11 protein-coding genes and 2 rRNA genes are annotated in these 17,009 nt (G+C 44.8%); 6 read left to right on the forward strand and 7 right to left on the reverse strand.

Features of this window, described 5'->3' with window-relative positions; all coding sequences use genetic code 11:
* Positions 1 to 72: 72 nt before the first annotated feature.
* From ACO05V_RS13380 to ACO05V_RS13400, 5 genes are all read right to left on the reverse strand, one after another.
* Positions 73 to 2,971, reverse strand: a 23S ribosomal RNA gene (locus tag ACO05V_RS13380).
* A gap of 413 nt (positions 2,972 to 3,384) precedes the next feature.
* Positions 3,385 to 4,924: ribosomal RNA gene (locus tag ACO05V_RS13385) — 16S ribosomal RNA — on the reverse strand.
* Together the 16S and 23S rRNA genes form the textbook arrangement of a ribosomal RNA operon.
* 376 nt (positions 4,925 to 5,300) lie before the next feature.
* Positions 5,301 to 6,818, reverse strand: a complete 1,518-nt coding sequence (locus tag ACO05V_RS13390; protein WP_421852228.1) for a fumarate hydratase — start codon at positions 6,816 to 6,818, stop codon at positions 5,301 to 5,303.
* 170 nt (positions 6,819 to 6,988) lie between these two features.
* Entirely contained in the window at positions 6,989 to 8,692 is a 1,704-nt protein-coding gene (locus ACO05V_RS13395; RefSeq protein ID WP_421852231.1) for a DUF2786 domain-containing protein, read from the reverse strand.
* Positions 8,693 to 8,755: 63 nt separating this feature from the next.
* Positions 8,756 to 9,199 (reverse strand): HIT domain-containing protein, encoded by a 444-nt coding sequence (locus ACO05V_RS13400; protein ID WP_421852234.1) that lies wholly within the window; start codon positions 9,197 to 9,199, stop codon positions 8,756 to 8,758.
* Between the two features lie 85 nt (positions 9,200 to 9,284).
* Here ACO05V_RS13400 and ACO05V_RS13405 point away from each other — a divergent pair, with 85 nt between their 5' ends.
* From ACO05V_RS13405 to wrbA, 4 genes are all read left to right on the forward strand, one after another.
* A complete protein-coding gene (locus ACO05V_RS13405; protein ID WP_421852237.1) occupies positions 9,285 to 10,154 on the forward strand; it encodes an SMP-30/gluconolactonase/LRE family protein in 870 nt (289 codons plus the stop codon).
* Positions 10,155 to 10,226: 72 nt separating this feature from the next.
* Positions 10,227 to 11,951, forward strand: a complete 1,725-nt coding sequence (locus ACO05V_RS13410) for a proline--tRNA ligase (protein WP_421852240.1) — start codon at positions 10,227 to 10,229, stop codon at positions 11,949 to 11,951.
* A gap of 83 nt (positions 11,952 to 12,034) precedes the next feature.
* Positions 12,035 to 12,379 carry an arsenate reductase (glutaredoxin) gene (arsC, locus tag ACO05V_RS13415; RefSeq protein WP_421852243.1) on the forward strand — a complete coding sequence of 115 codons (345 nt, stop codon included), beginning with the start codon at positions 12,035 to 12,037 and terminating at the stop codon, positions 12,377 to 12,379.
* Positions 12,380 to 12,407: 28 nt separating this feature from the next.
* Complete coding sequence (gene wrbA, locus ACO05V_RS13420) at positions 12,408 to 13,010, forward strand: NAD(P)H:quinone oxidoreductase (RefSeq protein WP_421852246.1); 603 nt, start codon at positions 12,408 to 12,410, stop codon at positions 13,008 to 13,010.
* A 122-nt stretch (positions 13,011 to 13,132) separates the two neighbouring features.
* Here wrbA and cysB read toward each other — a convergent pair whose 3' ends face one another.
* Positions 13,133 to 14,107, reverse strand: coding sequence for an HTH-type transcriptional regulator CysB (cysB, locus tag ACO05V_RS13425; protein WP_421852249.1), 975 nt, complete (start codon positions 14,105 to 14,107; stop codon positions 13,133 to 13,135).
* 108 nt (positions 14,108 to 14,215) lie between these two features.
* Here cysB and ACO05V_RS13430 point away from each other — a divergent pair, with 108 nt between their 5' ends.
* Positions 14,216 to 14,977 (forward strand): sulfite exporter TauE/SafE family protein, encoded by a 762-nt coding sequence (locus ACO05V_RS13430; RefSeq protein ID WP_421852252.1) that lies wholly within the window; start codon positions 14,216 to 14,218, stop codon positions 14,975 to 14,977.
* A gap of 97 nt (positions 14,978 to 15,074) precedes the next feature.
* Positions 15,075 to 16,151: a 3-deoxy-7-phosphoheptulonate synthase gene (locus ACO05V_RS13435; protein ID WP_421852255.1), complete on the forward strand. Its 1,077-nt coding sequence runs from the start codon at positions 15,075 to 15,077 to the stop codon at positions 16,149 to 16,151.
* A gap of 86 nt (positions 16,152 to 16,237) precedes the next feature.
* Here the strand turns inward: ACO05V_RS13435 and nfuA are convergent, their stop codons facing one another.
* Positions 16,238 to 16,819, reverse strand: coding sequence for a Fe-S biogenesis protein NfuA (gene nfuA, locus ACO05V_RS13440; protein WP_421852258.1), 582 nt, complete (start codon positions 16,817 to 16,819; stop codon positions 16,238 to 16,240).
* Positions 16,820 to 17,009 lie beyond the last annotated feature (190 nt).

Raw genomic sequence — 17,009 nt, forward strand, 5'->3', positions numbered from 1 at the left:
GTGTATCAAGTATTAAACCGGATCGTATTATGTGTCTTTTTAACGTTTTCGTTAAAACCACTTTGGTGTTATATGGTCAAGCCTCACGAGCAATTAGTATTGGTTAGCTCAATGCCTCACAGCACTTACACACCCAACCTATCAACGTCCTAGTCTCGAACGGCTCTTTAGGGAACTTAAGTTCCAGTGAGATCTTATCTTAAGGGAGGCTTCCCGCTTAGATGCTTTCAGCGGTTATCCCGTCCGAACATAGCTACCCGGCAATGCCACTGGCGTGACAACCGGAACACCAGAGGTTCGTCCACTCCGGTCCTCTCGTACTAGGAGCAGCTCCTCTCAAATCTCAAACGTCCACGGCAGATAGGGACCGAACTGTCTCACGACGTTCTAAACCCAGCTCGCGTACCACTTTAAATGGCGAACAGCCATACCCTTGGGACCGGCTTCAGCCCCAGGATGTGATGAGCCGACATCGAGGTGCCAAACACCGCCGTCGATGTGAACTCTTGGGCGGTATCAGCCTGTTATCCCCGGAGTACCTTTTATCCGTTGAGCGATGGCCCTTCCATACAGAACCACCGGATCACTAAGACCTACTTTCGTACCTGCTCGACGTGTCTGTCTCGCAGTTAAGCGTGCTTTTGCCTTTACACTCTATGCATGATTTCCGACCATGCTGAGCACACCTTCGTGCTCCTCCGTTACTCTTTGGGAGGAGACCGCCCCAGTCAAACTACCCACCACACAGTGTCCTCGATCCCGATTAGGGACCTGAGTTAGAACCTCAAACATACCAGGGTGGTATTTCAAGAGTGGCTCCACGCAAACTAGCGTCTGCGCTTCAAAGCCTCCCACCTATCCTACACAAGTAGGTTCAAAGTTCACTGTGAAGCTATAGTAAAGGTTCACGGGGTCTTTCCGTCTAGCCGCGGATACACAGCATCTTCACTGCGATTTCAATTTCACTGAGTCTCGGGTGGAGACAGTGTGGCCATCGTTACGCCATTCGTGCAGGTCGGAACTTACCCGACAAGGAATTTCGCTACCTTAGGACCGTTATAGTTACGGCCGCCGTTTACTTGGGCTTCGATCAAGAGCTTCGCTTGCGCTAACCCCATCAATTAACCTTCAAGCACCGGGCAGGCGTCACACCCTATACGTCCACTTTCGTGTTTGCAGAGTGCTGTGTTTTTAATAAACAGTCGCAGCCACCTGGTATCTTCGACCGACTAGTGCTTACGGAGCAAGTCCTTCACACCGGCCGGCGTACCTTCTCCCGAAGTTACGGTACCATTTTGCCTAGTTCCTTCACCCGAGTTCTCTCAAGCGCCTTGGTATTCTCTACCTGACCACCTGTGTCGGTTTGGGGTACGGTCAATGTATATCTGAAGCTTAGAAGTTTTTCCTGGAAGCATGGCATCAACCACTTCGCCCAAAAGAGGGTTCGTCATCAGTTCTCGGCATTCTCTCTTAAAGAGTGACCCGGATTTGCCTAAGTCACTTGCCTACCGCCTTAAACACAGACAACCATCGCTGTGCTGGCCTAGCCTTCTCCGTCTCTCCATCGCAATATACATCGGTACAGGAATATTAACCTGTTTCCCATCGACTACGCATTTCTGCCTCGCCTTAGGGGCCGACTCACCCTGCCCTGATTAACATGGGACAGGAAACCTTGGTCTTCCGGCGGGGGAGTTTTTCACTTCCCTTATCGTTACTCATGTCAACATTCGCACTTCTGATACCTCCAGCCTGCCTTACAGCTTGACCTTCAACGGCTTACAGAACGCTCCTCTACCATGCCTAATAAATTAAGCATCCGTAGCTTCGGTGTACAGTTTGAGCCCCGTTATATCTTCCGCGCAGGCCGACTCGACTAGTGAGCTATTACGCTTTCTTTAAAGGATGGCTGCTTCTAAGCCAACCTCCTAGCTGTCTAAGCCTTCCCACATCGTTTCCCACTTAACTGGTACTTTGGGACCTTAGCTGACGGTCTGGGTTGTTTCCCTTTCCACGACGGACGTTAGCACCCGCCGTGTGTCTCCCGTAATTGCACTCATTGGTATTCGGAGTTTGCATGGGGTTGGTAAGTCGGGATGACCCCCTAGCCCAAACAGTGCTCTACCCCCAATGGTGAGATACGAGGCGCTACCTAAATAGCTTTCGAGGAGAACCAGCTATCTCCGAGCTTGATTAGCCTTTCACTCCTATCCACAAGTCATCCCCAGCCTTTTCAACGGATGTGGGTTCGGTCCTCCAGTTGATGTTACTCAACCTTCAACCTGCTCATGGATAGATCGCCCGGTTTCGGGTCTATTCCCAGCAACTAAACGCCCTATTAAGACTCGGTTTCCCTACGGCTCCACTACATGCTTAACCTTGCTACTGAAAATAAGTCGTTGACCCATTATACAAAAGGTACGCAGTCACGGAACAAGTCCGCTCCCACTGCTTGTACGTACACGGTTTCAGGATCTATTTCACTCCCCTCACAGGGGTTCTTTTCGCCTTTCCCTCACGGTACTGGTTCACTATCGGTCAGTCAGGAGTATTTAGCCTTGGAGGATGGTCCCCCCATATTCAGACAGGATAACACGTGTCCCGTCCTACTCGTTTTCATGATTAGGGTGTTTTCGTATACGGGGCTATCACCCTCTATCGCGGCACTTTCCAGAGCCTTCTACTAACACCAAAACCACTTAAGGGCTAATCCCCTTTCGCTCGCCGCTACTTAGGGAATCTCGGTTGATTTCTTTTCCTCCGGGTACTTAGATGTTTCAGTTCCCCGGGTTCGCCTCCACACAGCTATGTATTCACTGTGGGATACTCTACAAGTAGAGTGGGTTTCCCCATTCGGACATGTTCGGATCAAAGTCTGTTTATCGACTCCCCGAACCTTTTCGCAGATTACCACGTCCTTCATCGCCTCTGACTGCCAAGGCATCCACCGTGCACGCTTGGTCACTTGACCATATAACCCAAAATAGTTTCCTATTCAAAGTCACATACCAAAGAGCTTTTGTGTCTCTTTGGATTTACGATAATAGAAGTCACTAGGTTAAAGTGAGCTTCCACCGGTTTAACGCTTGATTCATCGTTATTTCAAAATTCGAATTGTTAAAGAGCAAGTTTAAACATTACGTTTAAAACTGAAAAAAGCTTTTATTTAAGCTTCCCTCAAATCGTGGAGGCGTATTATAGAGATAACTACAATAAGGTCAACACAATTATTCTATTTATTTAAAACTTTTCATATTTAGCTCTAAGGCTAAAAAGTAGAAAGTTAAAAACAAAAAAACCGCTTAAAAGCGGCTTTTTAAGCTCTCTTTATAAAGAGATACATCAGATAATTTGTGTGAACGCTCACCAGAGGTTTCTATCGTTTAAGGAGGTGATCCAGCCCCAGGTTCCCCTAGGGCTACCTTGTTACGACTTCACCCCAGTCATTGACCACTCCGTGGTAACCGCCATCCCCGAAGGGTTAAGCTAGCTACTTCTGGAGCAATCAACTCCCATGGTGTGACGGGCGGTGTGTACAAGGCCCGGGAACGTATTCACCGTGGCATTCTGATCCACGATTACTAGCGATTCCGACTTCATGGAGTCGAGTTGCAGACTCCAATCCGGACTACGACGTACTTTCTGGGATTCGCTCACTATCGCTAGCTCGCAGCCCTCTGTATACGCCATTGTAGCACGTGTGTAGCCCTACTCGTAAGGGCCATGATGACTTGACGTCGTCCCCACCTTCCTCCGGTTTGTCACCGGCAGTCTCCTTAAAGTTCCCACCCGAAGTGCTGGCAAATAAGGATAAGGGTTGCGCTCGTTACGGGACTTAACCCAACATTTCACAACACGAGCTGACGACAGCCATGCAGCACCTGTCTCAGTGTTCCCGAAGGCACTCCAAAATCTCTTCTGGATTCACTGGATGTCAAGAGTAGGTAAGGTTCTTCGCGTTGCGTCGAATTAAACCACATGCTCCACCGCTTGTGCGGGCCCCCGTCAATTCATTTGAGTTTTAACCTTGCGGCCGTACTCCCCAGGCGGTCTACTTATTGCGTTAGCTGCGCCACTAAGTCATTACAACCCAACGGCTAGTAGACATCGTTTACGGCGTGGACTACCAGGGTATCTAATCCTGTTTGCTCCCCACGCTTTCGCACCTCAGTGTCAGTATTAGTCCAGGGTGTCGCCTTCGCCACTGATGTTCCTTCCTATATCTACGCATTTCACCGCTACACAGGAAATTCCACACCCCTCTACCATACTCTAGCCTGCCAGTATCGGGTGCCATTCCAAGGTTGAGCCCTGGGATTTCACATCCGACTTAACAAACCACCTACGCGCGCTTTACGCCCAGTAATTCCGATTAACGCTTGCACCCTCTGTATTACCGCGGCTGCTGGCACAGAGTTAGCCGGTGCTTCTTCTGGGGCTAACGTCAAGATAACTAGGTATTAACTAGCTACCCTTCCTCACCCCTGAAAGTGCTTTACAACCCTAAGGCCTTCTTCACACACGCGGCATGGCTGGATCAGGCTTGCGCCCATTGTCCAATATTCCCCACTGCTGCCTCCCGTAGGAGTCTGGGCCGTGTCTCAGTCCCAGTGTGACTGGCCATCCTCTCAGACCAGTTAAAGATCGTCGCCTTGGTAGGCATTTACCCTACCAACTAGCTAATCTTACGCAGGCTCATCTAATAGCGGAAGGCTCCGAAGAGTCCCCTCCTTTCCCCCTTAGGGCGTATGCGGTATTAGCATGCGTTTCCACATGTTGTCCCCCTCTACTAGGCAGATTCCTACGCGTTACTCACCCGTCCGCCGCTCGTCAGCAGGAGCAAGCTCCCCTGTTACCGCTCGACTTGCATGTGTTAAGCCTGCCGCCAGCGTTCAATCTGAGCCATGATCAAACTCTTCAGTTTAATTTTTAAACTCATACTTAAAAGTAAAAGTTTGCCTGCTCAAAATCTATTACACTAACAATAACTTAATCATTTCATCACCCCGAAAGATAACAAAACAACATAAAGCGAATTGACGTGTTAGACGTTTCGCAAGACTTCAATTTTTTTGATCATCTCGAATCAGTTAAAAACCAATCCGGACAATCTTCTGAAGCCTCCAGCGAGCGCCCACACAAATTATCTGATTATCTATTTTAAAGAGCTTGCCACACATGCTGTGCGGCTGAGGTCGTGTATAATACAGACTATTTTTATCCATGCAACCGTTTTTCAAACAAAAAAGTCACTACACCGTTAAATGCAGTGACTTTTTTTAAAAACAGATAAAGATCAACTATTTGATTTCGAGCGTTTGCGCTTCAATTTTAGCTTTCCACTCGGCAGGCCCTGTAATGTGAACTGACGTACCTAGCGTATCAACAGCAACTGTTACCGGCATATCAACAACATCAAATTCGTAGATAGCCTCCATCCCCAATTCTGGAAAGGCAACAACATCTGCTTTTTTAATTGCTTTAGAAACTAAATAAGCCGCACCACCTACCGCCATTAAGTAGACAGCACCAAATTCCTTGATGGCCTCAATGGCAACAGGACCACGCTCGGATTTACCAATCATGCCAAGCAGACCCGTTTTATCTAGAATTGTACGAGTAAACTTATCCATTCGAGTGGCAGTGGTTGGGCCAGCAGGTCCTACCGCTTCATCTCTCACAGGATCAACAGGCCCAACGTAATAAATAAAGCGACCTTTAAGATCAACAGGAAGCTCTTCGCCGTTAGCCATCATCTCAACCATTTTCTTATGAGCCGCATCACGACCAGTCAACATTTTGCCGCTTAACAAAACCGTTTCGCCAGGCTGCCATTCTTTAACCTGTTCAGGTGTAATGGTATTCAAATCCACTCGACGAACACTCTCTCCCACTTCCCAAGTAATTTGCGGCCAATCATCTAACGAAGGCGGTACCAAATCAGCAGGGCCTGAACCATCAAGTACAAAGTGGGCATGACGAGTCGCGGCACAGTTAGGAATCATAGCAACAGGCAAAGACGCCACATGCGTTGGGTAATCCATGATTTTCACATCAAGAACCGTTGTTAAACCACCAAGACCTTGCGCACCAACACCTAAATTATTAACCGCATCAAAAATAGCCAAGCGAAGCTCTTCAACACGATTCTGCGGCCCACGAGCCTTCAGTTCATGAATATCAATTGGCTCCATCAAAGACTCTTTCGCCATAACCATGGCCTTTTCAGCTGTTCCACCAATCCCTATACCAAGCATTCCAGGAGGACACCAGCCCGCACCCATGGTAGGAACTGTTTTCTTAACCCACTCCACAATATCGTCAGAAGGATTAAGCATCGCTAACTTAGATTTGTTCTCGGAGCCACCGCCTTTAGCAGCAACATGAATTTCAACCGTATCACCAGGCACAACCTCCATATGAATTACGGCAGGCGTATTATCTTTGGTATTTTTACGAGCGCCAGCAGGATCAGCAAGAATAGAAGCACGCAATACATTATCTGGTTGAAGATAAGCACGACGCACACCCTCGTTGATCATATCAGTAACACTTCTCGTGCTTTGCCATTGAACGTTCATACCAATTTTGACAAAAACGGTAACAATACCCGTATCCTGACAAATTGGACGCTTACCTTCGGCACACATACGTGAATTAATAAGAATTTGTGCCATCGCATCTTTCGCAGCTTTACTTTCTTCTCGTTCGTACGCTTCATGTACTGCTTTTACAAAATCCAGAGGGTGGTAATAAGAGATAAACTGCAATGCGTCTGCAACGCTATCAATCAGATCATCTTCTTTAATAATGCTCATGCTTCTCTCCTGCTGAGTATTACGATTGAATCGAAAACGAAATGGTAAAAGATGCAGCCCTGCAAAGAAAGCATTAAGGTGGATTTTAAAGAAATATACCCCTCATCAATGAAATGAATGAGGGGTATAAAATAGGAAAAGATTAGTACTTTCTGCGAAACCAGTTTAGCTTAACGGCTCGCTTTATGCTCTTTATCAGGCTTTGGCTTTTGCACTGAGTGCTGAATATACTCTTCTAAAATTTGAGTCGTAAACTTTTCTCGCTCTGGCAAAGATGAGATACGCTCAGCCTCCCAGTTAATCAAACGAATAAAAACAGAATATTTTTTGATGAAACCATAACCAATATCTCTAACTCCAATATCATTAGCTTCCATCAAGTAAATCACTTGCTCTAGATTTTTTTGAGTTTCAAACTGACCACCTTCACTCGCCGCAATAAGCAAACGCTGAACATGTTGAATTGGATTTTCAGAGGCACGCGACTCTTTTTTAGCCAGACTAGAAGTTAGGAACTTATCCAACATCTCTTCAGTATGAGCTTCTCTTTCATGCACATCTGAAATAAGAGCAGATTCGCGCTCCAACAAACGAATAAACAAACTCTTATTTTTGATATCGGAGAATTCTAAATCTTTAAGAGAAAGGCCATTCTCAGACATAATATCAATAACTTTTTCATAAGATGCGATAGCATCTTCGCCAACTGATACAGCAAGAACAAGGTGCCTACGCAGCTCGTGCATAATCTTAGCCGCTCGGTAGTCTTCTTTTCTCTGCAAATGCTGCTTAAAAGACTCTTTATTCTTTGCCAGCGCATGACTAACGGCGTCATATCCCTGAACAGCCTCCTGCTCATCCCTTAAACGAGCCATACGAATTTTGGTACAGCTCTCTTCCCAAGCCTCGTAGGATTTCGCTCTTGCCTGAAACGCTCGCTCAATAGCCTCTTCAAAACTTTGTTCAATTCGAGCTCGCTCAGCACGCTCCTGCAGTTCACCCTGCTCATGTTCATAACGCTTCTGTTTTTGCAGCTGTAAATTCTCTTGCGCCAATAAAAGCTGCTTATCTAGATCCTCTATTTCAGTCTGAACTTTGACCTCATCAAAATCTGCAAGCTTTTCATATACTTTAGACCAGTAGCCATCATCTACAAATGGCACACTTGGATCACTGGTTGCATATTGAGTTTTTAATGTTTCTGTAAATTCATTGCCATTTGGGCGAAAGGCTTTTGTCGCATTAATAACATTATCGCTGGATGTATATACCGCAGAACTATCTTGTCCATTTTCATTAACAACAGACTCTGCTGTCATATTAGTATCTTCCAATACATTTTCCGCTGCCATGTAATCTTCACCAATGCTATCGCCATCTAATTCAAAATTTACCTCAACACCTTCATCTTGAGCATCAATATCGCAAATAACTTGATCCTTATCGTCGACAGATTCATTTTCGTCATTTACATTTTTACCATCAGGCAAGATTGAATCACTAAATGACAGCTCAGCATCATAAAAACCAGAAAGGTCCATATCATCAAGAATAGTTCGAGCAGATTCATATGCTCGACTAGGATCATTATCTTTTTCACTGAAACGACGCTGATAGACAGACCCTTCAGAAGAGGGTTTTACAACCGCTTCTTTTTGATATCGAGGAGCTGCGCCCCCCCAACTTACACGGTAAAGCATAGAGCGATCACACAATTGCAAAATCGGCAACTCTCTTTGAGCGACCTGATACCGCCTAATCAATGATTCAGCATGACGCAACGCCATTACAGACTCACTTGAATTAGAGGAAGTTGCTAAATTCAATAATTTAACAACCTTCTGTATGGCCTTCTTCCTTTTGCTAATGCTCATAAAACATGCTTTCCAAATTGGCTAATTTTCACTCAGTATAGAATACAAAATTAAAGCTTTTTCTCAATAGTAAAGTTCATCCCCATCACTAGGTAACGTTAAATCATCACTCAGTAATGAATGAACCTTTTGCAAAATTTCAGCCAAGTCTTCTTTTGAGTAAGGAATAGCCTCGAATTTTCCCCACACAGGACCAGGCCAGCAGGGATCTGTCTTATAACGAACAATATGGTGTATGTGCAATTGAGGCACTTGGTTGCCAATAGCGGCAATATTCAACTTGGTTGCGGAAAAAGCATCGTGAAGAGTTTCCGCCAAAAGGCAACTTTCTGCCATCAGTTGCTGACGATCTTCTTCTACAAGCTGATATATTTCGGTGATGTCATTTCGCTGTGGCACAAGTATAAACCAAGGAAACTGAGCATCATTTATAAGACGTAATTGACACAATGAAAAGTGCCCAACAAGAATAGAATCACGACCTAACACTGGATTTAACTCAAACATCTTTACATCTTCCTATTTACAAAAAAGGCTTTCATAAGCACTATAGCACCCTATTTTTAAAAACTCTTAGAGACTTGGAGCCCGCATGACTGATATGCAATGTGCCGTGGATGCACAAGCAAAATTAGCCGAATGTCCTCGTTGGGACGAACGTACTCAAACGCTCTATTTTGTCGATATCGATTCTTTCATACTATACGCTTACGACACAAAATCAAAAAACCTGACGAGTCGCGAATTCGATGAAGAAATCGGTTGTTTTTCATTAGCAGAAAACGGCGGCTTCATTGCCGCCTTTCGTTCTGGAGTCTATACATTCGAACAACTTGATGCTGACTTAAAACCTTATTGGCTTGCCACTTACGATCAAAAAACAACACGATTTAATGATGGTCGCTGTGATGCAAAAGGTCGCTTCTTAGCAGGCACTATGTACTCACCAAAAGATGCTTTCAAGGGTGCCTTACATCAATTCAGCGGTGGTCAAGAGAATCTGATTGATCAAGCTGCTTGGACATCTAATGGCTTAGCATTCTCTCCTGATAACACCATTATGTATTATTCAGATACCCCAAATCATGTGGTTTATCAGTTCGATTATGACTTAGAAAGCGGTGCGGCAACCAATAAACGCGTTTTCATTCAATTTCCACACGGTAACGGCCGCCCCGATGGTGCTGCGGTTGATAGCGAAGGAAATTACTGGTCTGCTCTTTATCAAGGACAGCGCGTTGTAAAAATCAGCCCTCAGGGTGATATTCTAGAAGAACATCCAGTTCCTGCAACCTACCCAACCATGGTTGCCTTTGGTGGACCAGAAATGAAAACCCTCTTTGTGAGCACTTGCCGTGGCGCACAAACAGATGAAGAGCTAAAGCGATTCCCCCAAGCAGGCGGAATCTTTGCCCTTGAAACGAATGTAAAAGGCCAAATTGAGCCGCGATTCGCAGGCTAAGGCTTTTTTTTGTAATTTGATATTTTTTGCAATTTAACTTTAATCACTCAACTTTAAAGTACCAATATTATTATGCGCGCAAGCAACTATTTATTCTCTACCCTACGTGATGCACCAACTGACGCCGTCGTCACCAGCCACCAGCTAATGGTTCGAGCTGGTATGATTCGCCAAATTTCAAAAGGCTTATACACTTGGCTACCAACAGGCCTTAAAGTTTTCCGCAAAGTCGAAAGCATTGTCCGAGATGAAATGGAAAAAGCAGGCTCTCTTGAAGTCATGATGCCAGGCGTTCAACCTGCGGAATTATGGCAAGAAACAGGACGCTGGCAGAAATACGGCCCTGAATTGCTTCGCCTGCAAGACCGTCACGGTCGCGAGTATTGCCTCGGCCCAACCCATGAAGAAGTCATCACAGAACTTGCGCGTAACGAATTGACGAGCTACAAACAGCTACCAATGAATTTCTTTCAAATTCAAACTAAATTCCGTGATGAAGTTCGCCCTCGATTTGGCGTAATGCGTTCACGCGAATTTTGCATGAAAGACGCTTACTCATTTCACGTTGGCGCAGAATCATTGCAAGAAACCTATGACGTCATGCATCAAGCTTACTGCAATGTATTTGATCGTATCGGCCTTGATTACCGCCCAGTTCGCGCAGACACCGGCAGCATCGGCGGCGCTTACTCACATGAATTTCACGTATTGGCTGACTCTGGTGAAGATGATATAGCTTTCAGCGATTCATCTGATTTTGCGGCAAACATCGAGCTCGCCGAAGCCGTTTGCCTAAAAGAAAAAGCCGACGCACCAACACAAGACATTGCAGAAGTATTTACTCCTGACTGCAAAACAATTCAAAAAGTTGCTGAGTTTTTGAAATTAGATGTCACCAGCACAGTAAAAACCATGCTTGTCAAAGCCATTGACGCAAATGATCAACCAACAATCGTAGCACTTGTGTTACGTGGCGATCACAACATCAACGAAATCAAAGTGGAAAAACTATCTGGCGTCGTTTCTCCATTTGAATTCGCCGATGAAGCCGACATCATCGCAAAAATTGGTTGTGCACCTGGCTCTATCGGGCCAAAAGGGCTAGCAGAAAAAGGCGTTCGCGTTATTGCCGATCGCTCAGCGGCCGTCATGTCTGACTTTTGCGCCGGCGCAAACAAAGATGACTATCACTTCACTGGCCTCAACTGGGAACGTGACTGTGCTGCATTTGAAATTGCTGATATCCGCAATGTTGTTGAAGGAGACCCCTCTCCAGACGGACAAGGCACCATCGTTATCAAGCGTGGTATCGAAGTGGGTCATATTTTCCAACTTGGCCAACAATATGCGGAAGCTCTTAAAGCCACCGTTTTAGATGAAAACGGTAAGGCACAAGTCATGCACATGGGCTGTTATGGCATTGGTGTTTCTCGTATCGTCGCGGCAGCCATCGAACAAAACTTCGATGAAAAAGGTATTTTGTGGCCAGAAAGCATCGCGCCATTCGATATTGCTATTGTTGCGATGAACTATGACAAGTCAGAAGCGGTTCGTACCGAATGTGATCGCCTATACGACGAACTTAAAGCAAAAGGTTTAGACGTTTTGTTAGATGATCGCAAAGAACGCCCAGGCGTTAAATTCGCTGATTGCGAGTTGCTAGGTATTCCGCATCGCTTGGTTGTAGGTGATAAAGGCCTAGAAAAAGGCACATTAGAATACAAATACCGCAAAGCTGGCGAGAACGAAGACATCGCCATTGCCGACGCAATCGATTTTATTTTAAGCAAAAAATAAAACCTTCAAGCCTAACGGAAGCAATCACTTCCGTTAGGCTTTTCTATATTTATAGAGACCTCCAATCGTAAAAAGGGGCAAACATGACCACCATTTACCATAACCCTCGTTGCTCAAAATCTCGTCAAACCCTACAACTTCTAGAAGACAACAATATACAAGCTGAGATTCGTCTGTATCTGCAAGATACGCCAAGCATCGAAGAAATCCAGACATTACTTACACAGCTAGATATAACACCACTAGAACTCATGCGCACCAAAGAAGCCATCTATAAAGAACTTGGCTTAAGCAAAGACTCTACCGACGAAGAACACCTACAAGCCATGCAAGCAAACCCAAGCTTAATAGAACGCCCTATTGTCATCCACAACGACAAAGCAAAAATTGGCCGCCCACCGGAAGATGTCTTAGCTTTATTTGAATAATTGAGAGCAATTAAATAGGAACTATTGAATGACCCAGTCACCTTACGTGTTGGTTTTGTTTTACAGCCGTCATGGCTCTGTCTCGGAAATGGCAAAGTACATTGCCCGCGGCATCAACAAAACTAACGGCATGGAAGCAAAAATACGCCAAGTACCAGAAGTGTCAAACACAACAAAAGTCGCCTCGCCCGCCTTACCGGACGATGGCGCGCCTTATTGCACTTTGGAAGAATTAGCTGACTGCTCAGGTCTTGCCATTGGGTCGCCTTCTTATTTCGGCAGTATGGCGGCACCTCTAAAGCATTTCATCGATCAAACATCCACTCTCTGGCTGACCGGCCAACTGATCGACAAACCCGCGTGCGGTTTCACCAGTGCGAGCACAATGCATGGCGGCCAAGAACAATGCATTTTTAGCATGATGACTCCGTTGATACATCACGGCATGGTCTGGCTTGGATTACCGTATAAAAACAAAGAACTCATCAGCACTCAAGCTGGCGGGACGCCTTATGGCGCAAGCCATCTAGCAAATAGCACACATGAGACAGCCTTGACTGATGATGAAAAAGCACTCTGCGAAGCGCAAGGCAAACGCATTGCCGAAATGGCCATCAAACTAAAAAAATAAATTTTCTAGGCAGTTTCAAACAGACCATATGAAACGAAAAAGCCGCAGCATAAAATTTTTATGTTGCGGCTTTTTCTATTCTATTGATTTCTATCTTTCTAATTTATGCCGAGCAGCAAAGATTAATGTCTTGGTAACTCAATTCCTTTAAATAGCGCTTCAACATCTTGCCTGTTACCAGCCTCCATTGCTGCCATCACAATCTCTTTTGTCAGATGAGGTGCAAAAGATTCGATAAATTTATACATGTAGCCACGAATAAAGGTATTACTGCGAATGCCTATTTTTGTACAGCTATCAGCAAAAAGATGCGACGCATCCAGAGCAACTAAATCAGCATCCTGCATTTCGTCATGCGCCATTGAAGCGACAATCCCCACACCAAGCCCTAGACGAACATAAGTTTTAATTACATCAGAATCTGCAGCTGTAAACACAACGTTAGGTTGCAACTCAGCCTCTTGAAACGCTTGATCCAACTGGGACCGGCCTGTAAAACCAAAAACATAGGTGACAATAGGATATTCAGCCAAAGCCTGCAAAGTCAGTTTAGTCACTTTTGCCAAAGGATGGTCTTTTGGCACAACTACGGAACGGTTCCAAGTATAGCAAGGCAACATAACCAAATTACCAAACAACTCCAGTGCTTCTGTTGCAATCGCAAAATCAACCAACCCATCATTGGCCATTTCAGCAATTTGCATTGGTGTTCCTTGATGCATGTGCAAACTTACTTCAGGGTAACCTTCAATGAATTGATTAATCACTTTAGGCAAAGCATATCGAGCCTGAGTGTGAGTTGTTGCGATATCAAGCGACCCTTTACGCTCATCACTAAACTCTTTGGCAACACGCTTAATATTTTGCGTCTGACTAAGCACTTCACCCGCTAAAGCAATAATTTTTTCGCCAGCAGGTGTCACATGCGTTAAATGCTTTCCACTACGCGCAAAGACCTCTACACCAAGCTCATCTTCCAAAAGACGAATCTGTTTACTAACGCCCGGCTGTGACGTATACAAACTTTGCGCCGTGGCCGAAACGTTCAAGTCATGACGTGCCACTTCCCATATGTATCTAAGCTGCTGTAATTTCATCGTCGGCCTTATTCGAAAAAGAGTTAAAAACATAATAAAATATTACTTTATAGAATAGTAAAAAACCTCTAGTGTTGCCAGCTTAAATAACTTCAATGTGGCTTACTAATGGATTTTCTTTGGTATATTTCTGCCGGTGCGGCAGTTGGTTTGGCTGTTGGCATCACAGGCGTTGGTGGCGGCTCACTTATGACACCACTTTTATTAATGTTTGGCTTCCCTCCTCACATCGCCATTGGCACAGATCTTATGTATGCTGGCATTGCTAAAAGTACCGGCGTTGTCATGCATGCTAAACGTGGCAATGTTAATTGGAAGATCGTTTTTGCCATGGCAGCAGGAAGCATACCAGCGTCCCTTATAACGGTATGGGCGCTATCACGTTTTGAAAAACCTGACCACTATCAAGAGGTTTTGACTGGAACTTTGGGCATGATGCTCGTTCTCACAGCCGTGGTTATATTATTCAGAGCGAAGTTAACCAAAGCACTGAGCTTTGACATATCAGAAGACCAAAGCACCAAAGTCATCTTTGTTTGCGGGTTTATTTTAGGCATACTCGTCACCCTCACTTCGGTAGGTGCTGGCGCCCTAGGAACCGCCATCATGATGATATTATTTCCAGTCATGAGAGCAAAAAACATTGTAGGTACGGATCTGGCTCATGCCGTCCCGCTTACGCTCGTTGCTGGCACAGGGCACATTTTCTTAGGCAACGTTGACTATTCGCTACTAGCCGCCCTTTTAATCGGATCCATTCCAACCATATACGTTGGCACTCGTATCGCTAGCCATGTACCCAATCATGTTTTACAGCCTGTTTTAGCAACCGCTCTGCTCTCTTTTGGCGTGAAGTATCTTTTCTTCTAAAAAGTTAAAAAATGATAACCTAGCGGTTCATTCAGAGATAAAAACACGATATTGTAAGCGGCTATAACTAAAAGCAAAAAAAGCAGGAAACCCCGCAATGAGTAACAAACGTCTTGAAGACTTAAATATTGCCTCCTTTACCCCTCTGGTAACGCCGAGCCAATTAAAGAAAGAGCTGCCGGTTAGCGAAAGCGTTAGCAGCCATGTAGCAGAATCCCGCGACATCATCAAAAACATCATGGATGGCAAAGACCACCGCCTAGCTATCGTTATTGGGCCATGCTCTATTCATGATCCAAAAGCCGCACTAGATTATGCTGCACGCTTAAAAGCGCTAGCCGAAAAACTGGATGACACGTTATATATCATCATGCGCGCTTATTTTGAAAAGCCACGCACAACCGTTGGCTGGAAAGGTTTAATTAACGATCCAAATCTGGATGGAACCTTTGATATCAATAAAGGCATCCGCATTGGTCGCAAGCTGCTTATTGATTTATCTGAGCTTGGTCTTCCGCTTGCTACTGAAGCGTTGGATCCTATTTCTCCACAGTACATTCAAGACCTTATTAGTTGGTCTGCTATCGGCGCGCGCACAACAGAGTCGCAAACTCACCGCGAAATGGCATCTGGTTTATCCGGCCCAGTTGGCTTTAAAAATGGTACAGATGGTGGCTTAACCGTTGCTATTAATGCAATGCAATCTGTCTCGCACCCTCATTCTTTCTTAGGCATTAATGAAGAAGGCCAAGTTACCGTTGTAAATACCAAGGGGAACGATTATGGTCACGTTGTTCTTCGCGGTGGTGGCGGCAAACCTAACTATGAAGCACAATTTGTTGCGGAAGCGGAACAAGAGCTAGTAAAAGCCAACCTTAAAGTGAATATCATGGTCGACACATCCCATGAAAACTCCAGTAAAAAACCAGAACGCCAAGTAACCGTTGCAGAAGACTCGACTCAGCAAATCCTTGATGGCAACCAATCCATTATGGGCCTAATGATCGAAAGCAACATCGGCTGGGGCAACCAAAAGGTACCGGCTAATTTAAGCGATCTAGAGTACGGCGTTTCCATTACCGATGCCTGCATTGACTGGGAAACGACAGAAAAAGCGCTTACAGAAATGGCTAATGCACTACGTGACGTACTGCCAAAACGTCAACGCGGATAAGCTATACCGACAGGGAGCGTGACAAAAAAAGGGGAATCGCAATTTAGTGATTCCCCTTTTTTATTAACGACTTTAGCAATATAAACCTACATGAAAGCGTTGTCTGTCACAGTATGATCCGTTGAATCTTTCACTGCAGTAAGACCCGGAACTTTTTCCATCAAGGTTTTCTCAACACCCTCTTTTAGCGTCAAATCAACTGCACTACAACCTTGGCAGCCGCCGCCGAATTTTAATACAGCAACTTGGCCATCAAGCACTTCAAGCAAGCTTACTTCGCCACCATGAGCCGCTAAGCCTGGATTGATATCAGAATAAAGTACGTAATTAATTTGATCTTCAATTGGACTATCTGCCGTAACTTTCGGCATTTTTGCATTAGGCGCCTTAATTGTTAACTGACCACCCATTTTCTCGGTAGCGTAATCAACAAACGCCTCATCCAAGAAGTTGACAGAATTCTTTTCAATATACACTTTTAGCTTTGGCAGATTCAAAATTTCGTCCGTCTCATTTACCTCATCTGGACGACAATAAGCAAGACAGGTTTCAGCATAAGGCGTGCCCGGTTGCTGGATAAAAATTCGCACAGCAATACCTTCTACTCCTTGTTTTTCCAGCAAAGAAGAAAGATATTCTTGGGCACCATCGGTAATTGTAATATTCATAATAACCCTTTCAAAATCTATATAACGATCAATAAGCGTTATATTACAGGAGATGAAGAGCAAAGCCAAAGACCTAGTAAAAAAGTAGGGTATTTTTCCTCTTTCTATTTTTACCTTTTTCTAATAACAAGATTCCGAATAAGCCTTATTATGAAAACCACTAAAGATATAGATAAATATTCATTTTTAG

Source organism: Marinomonas sp., from assembly GCF_965225885.1.
In the GTDB taxonomy this organism is placed as follows: domain Bacteria; phylum Pseudomonadota; class Gammaproteobacteria; order Pseudomonadales; family Marinomonadaceae; genus Marinomonas.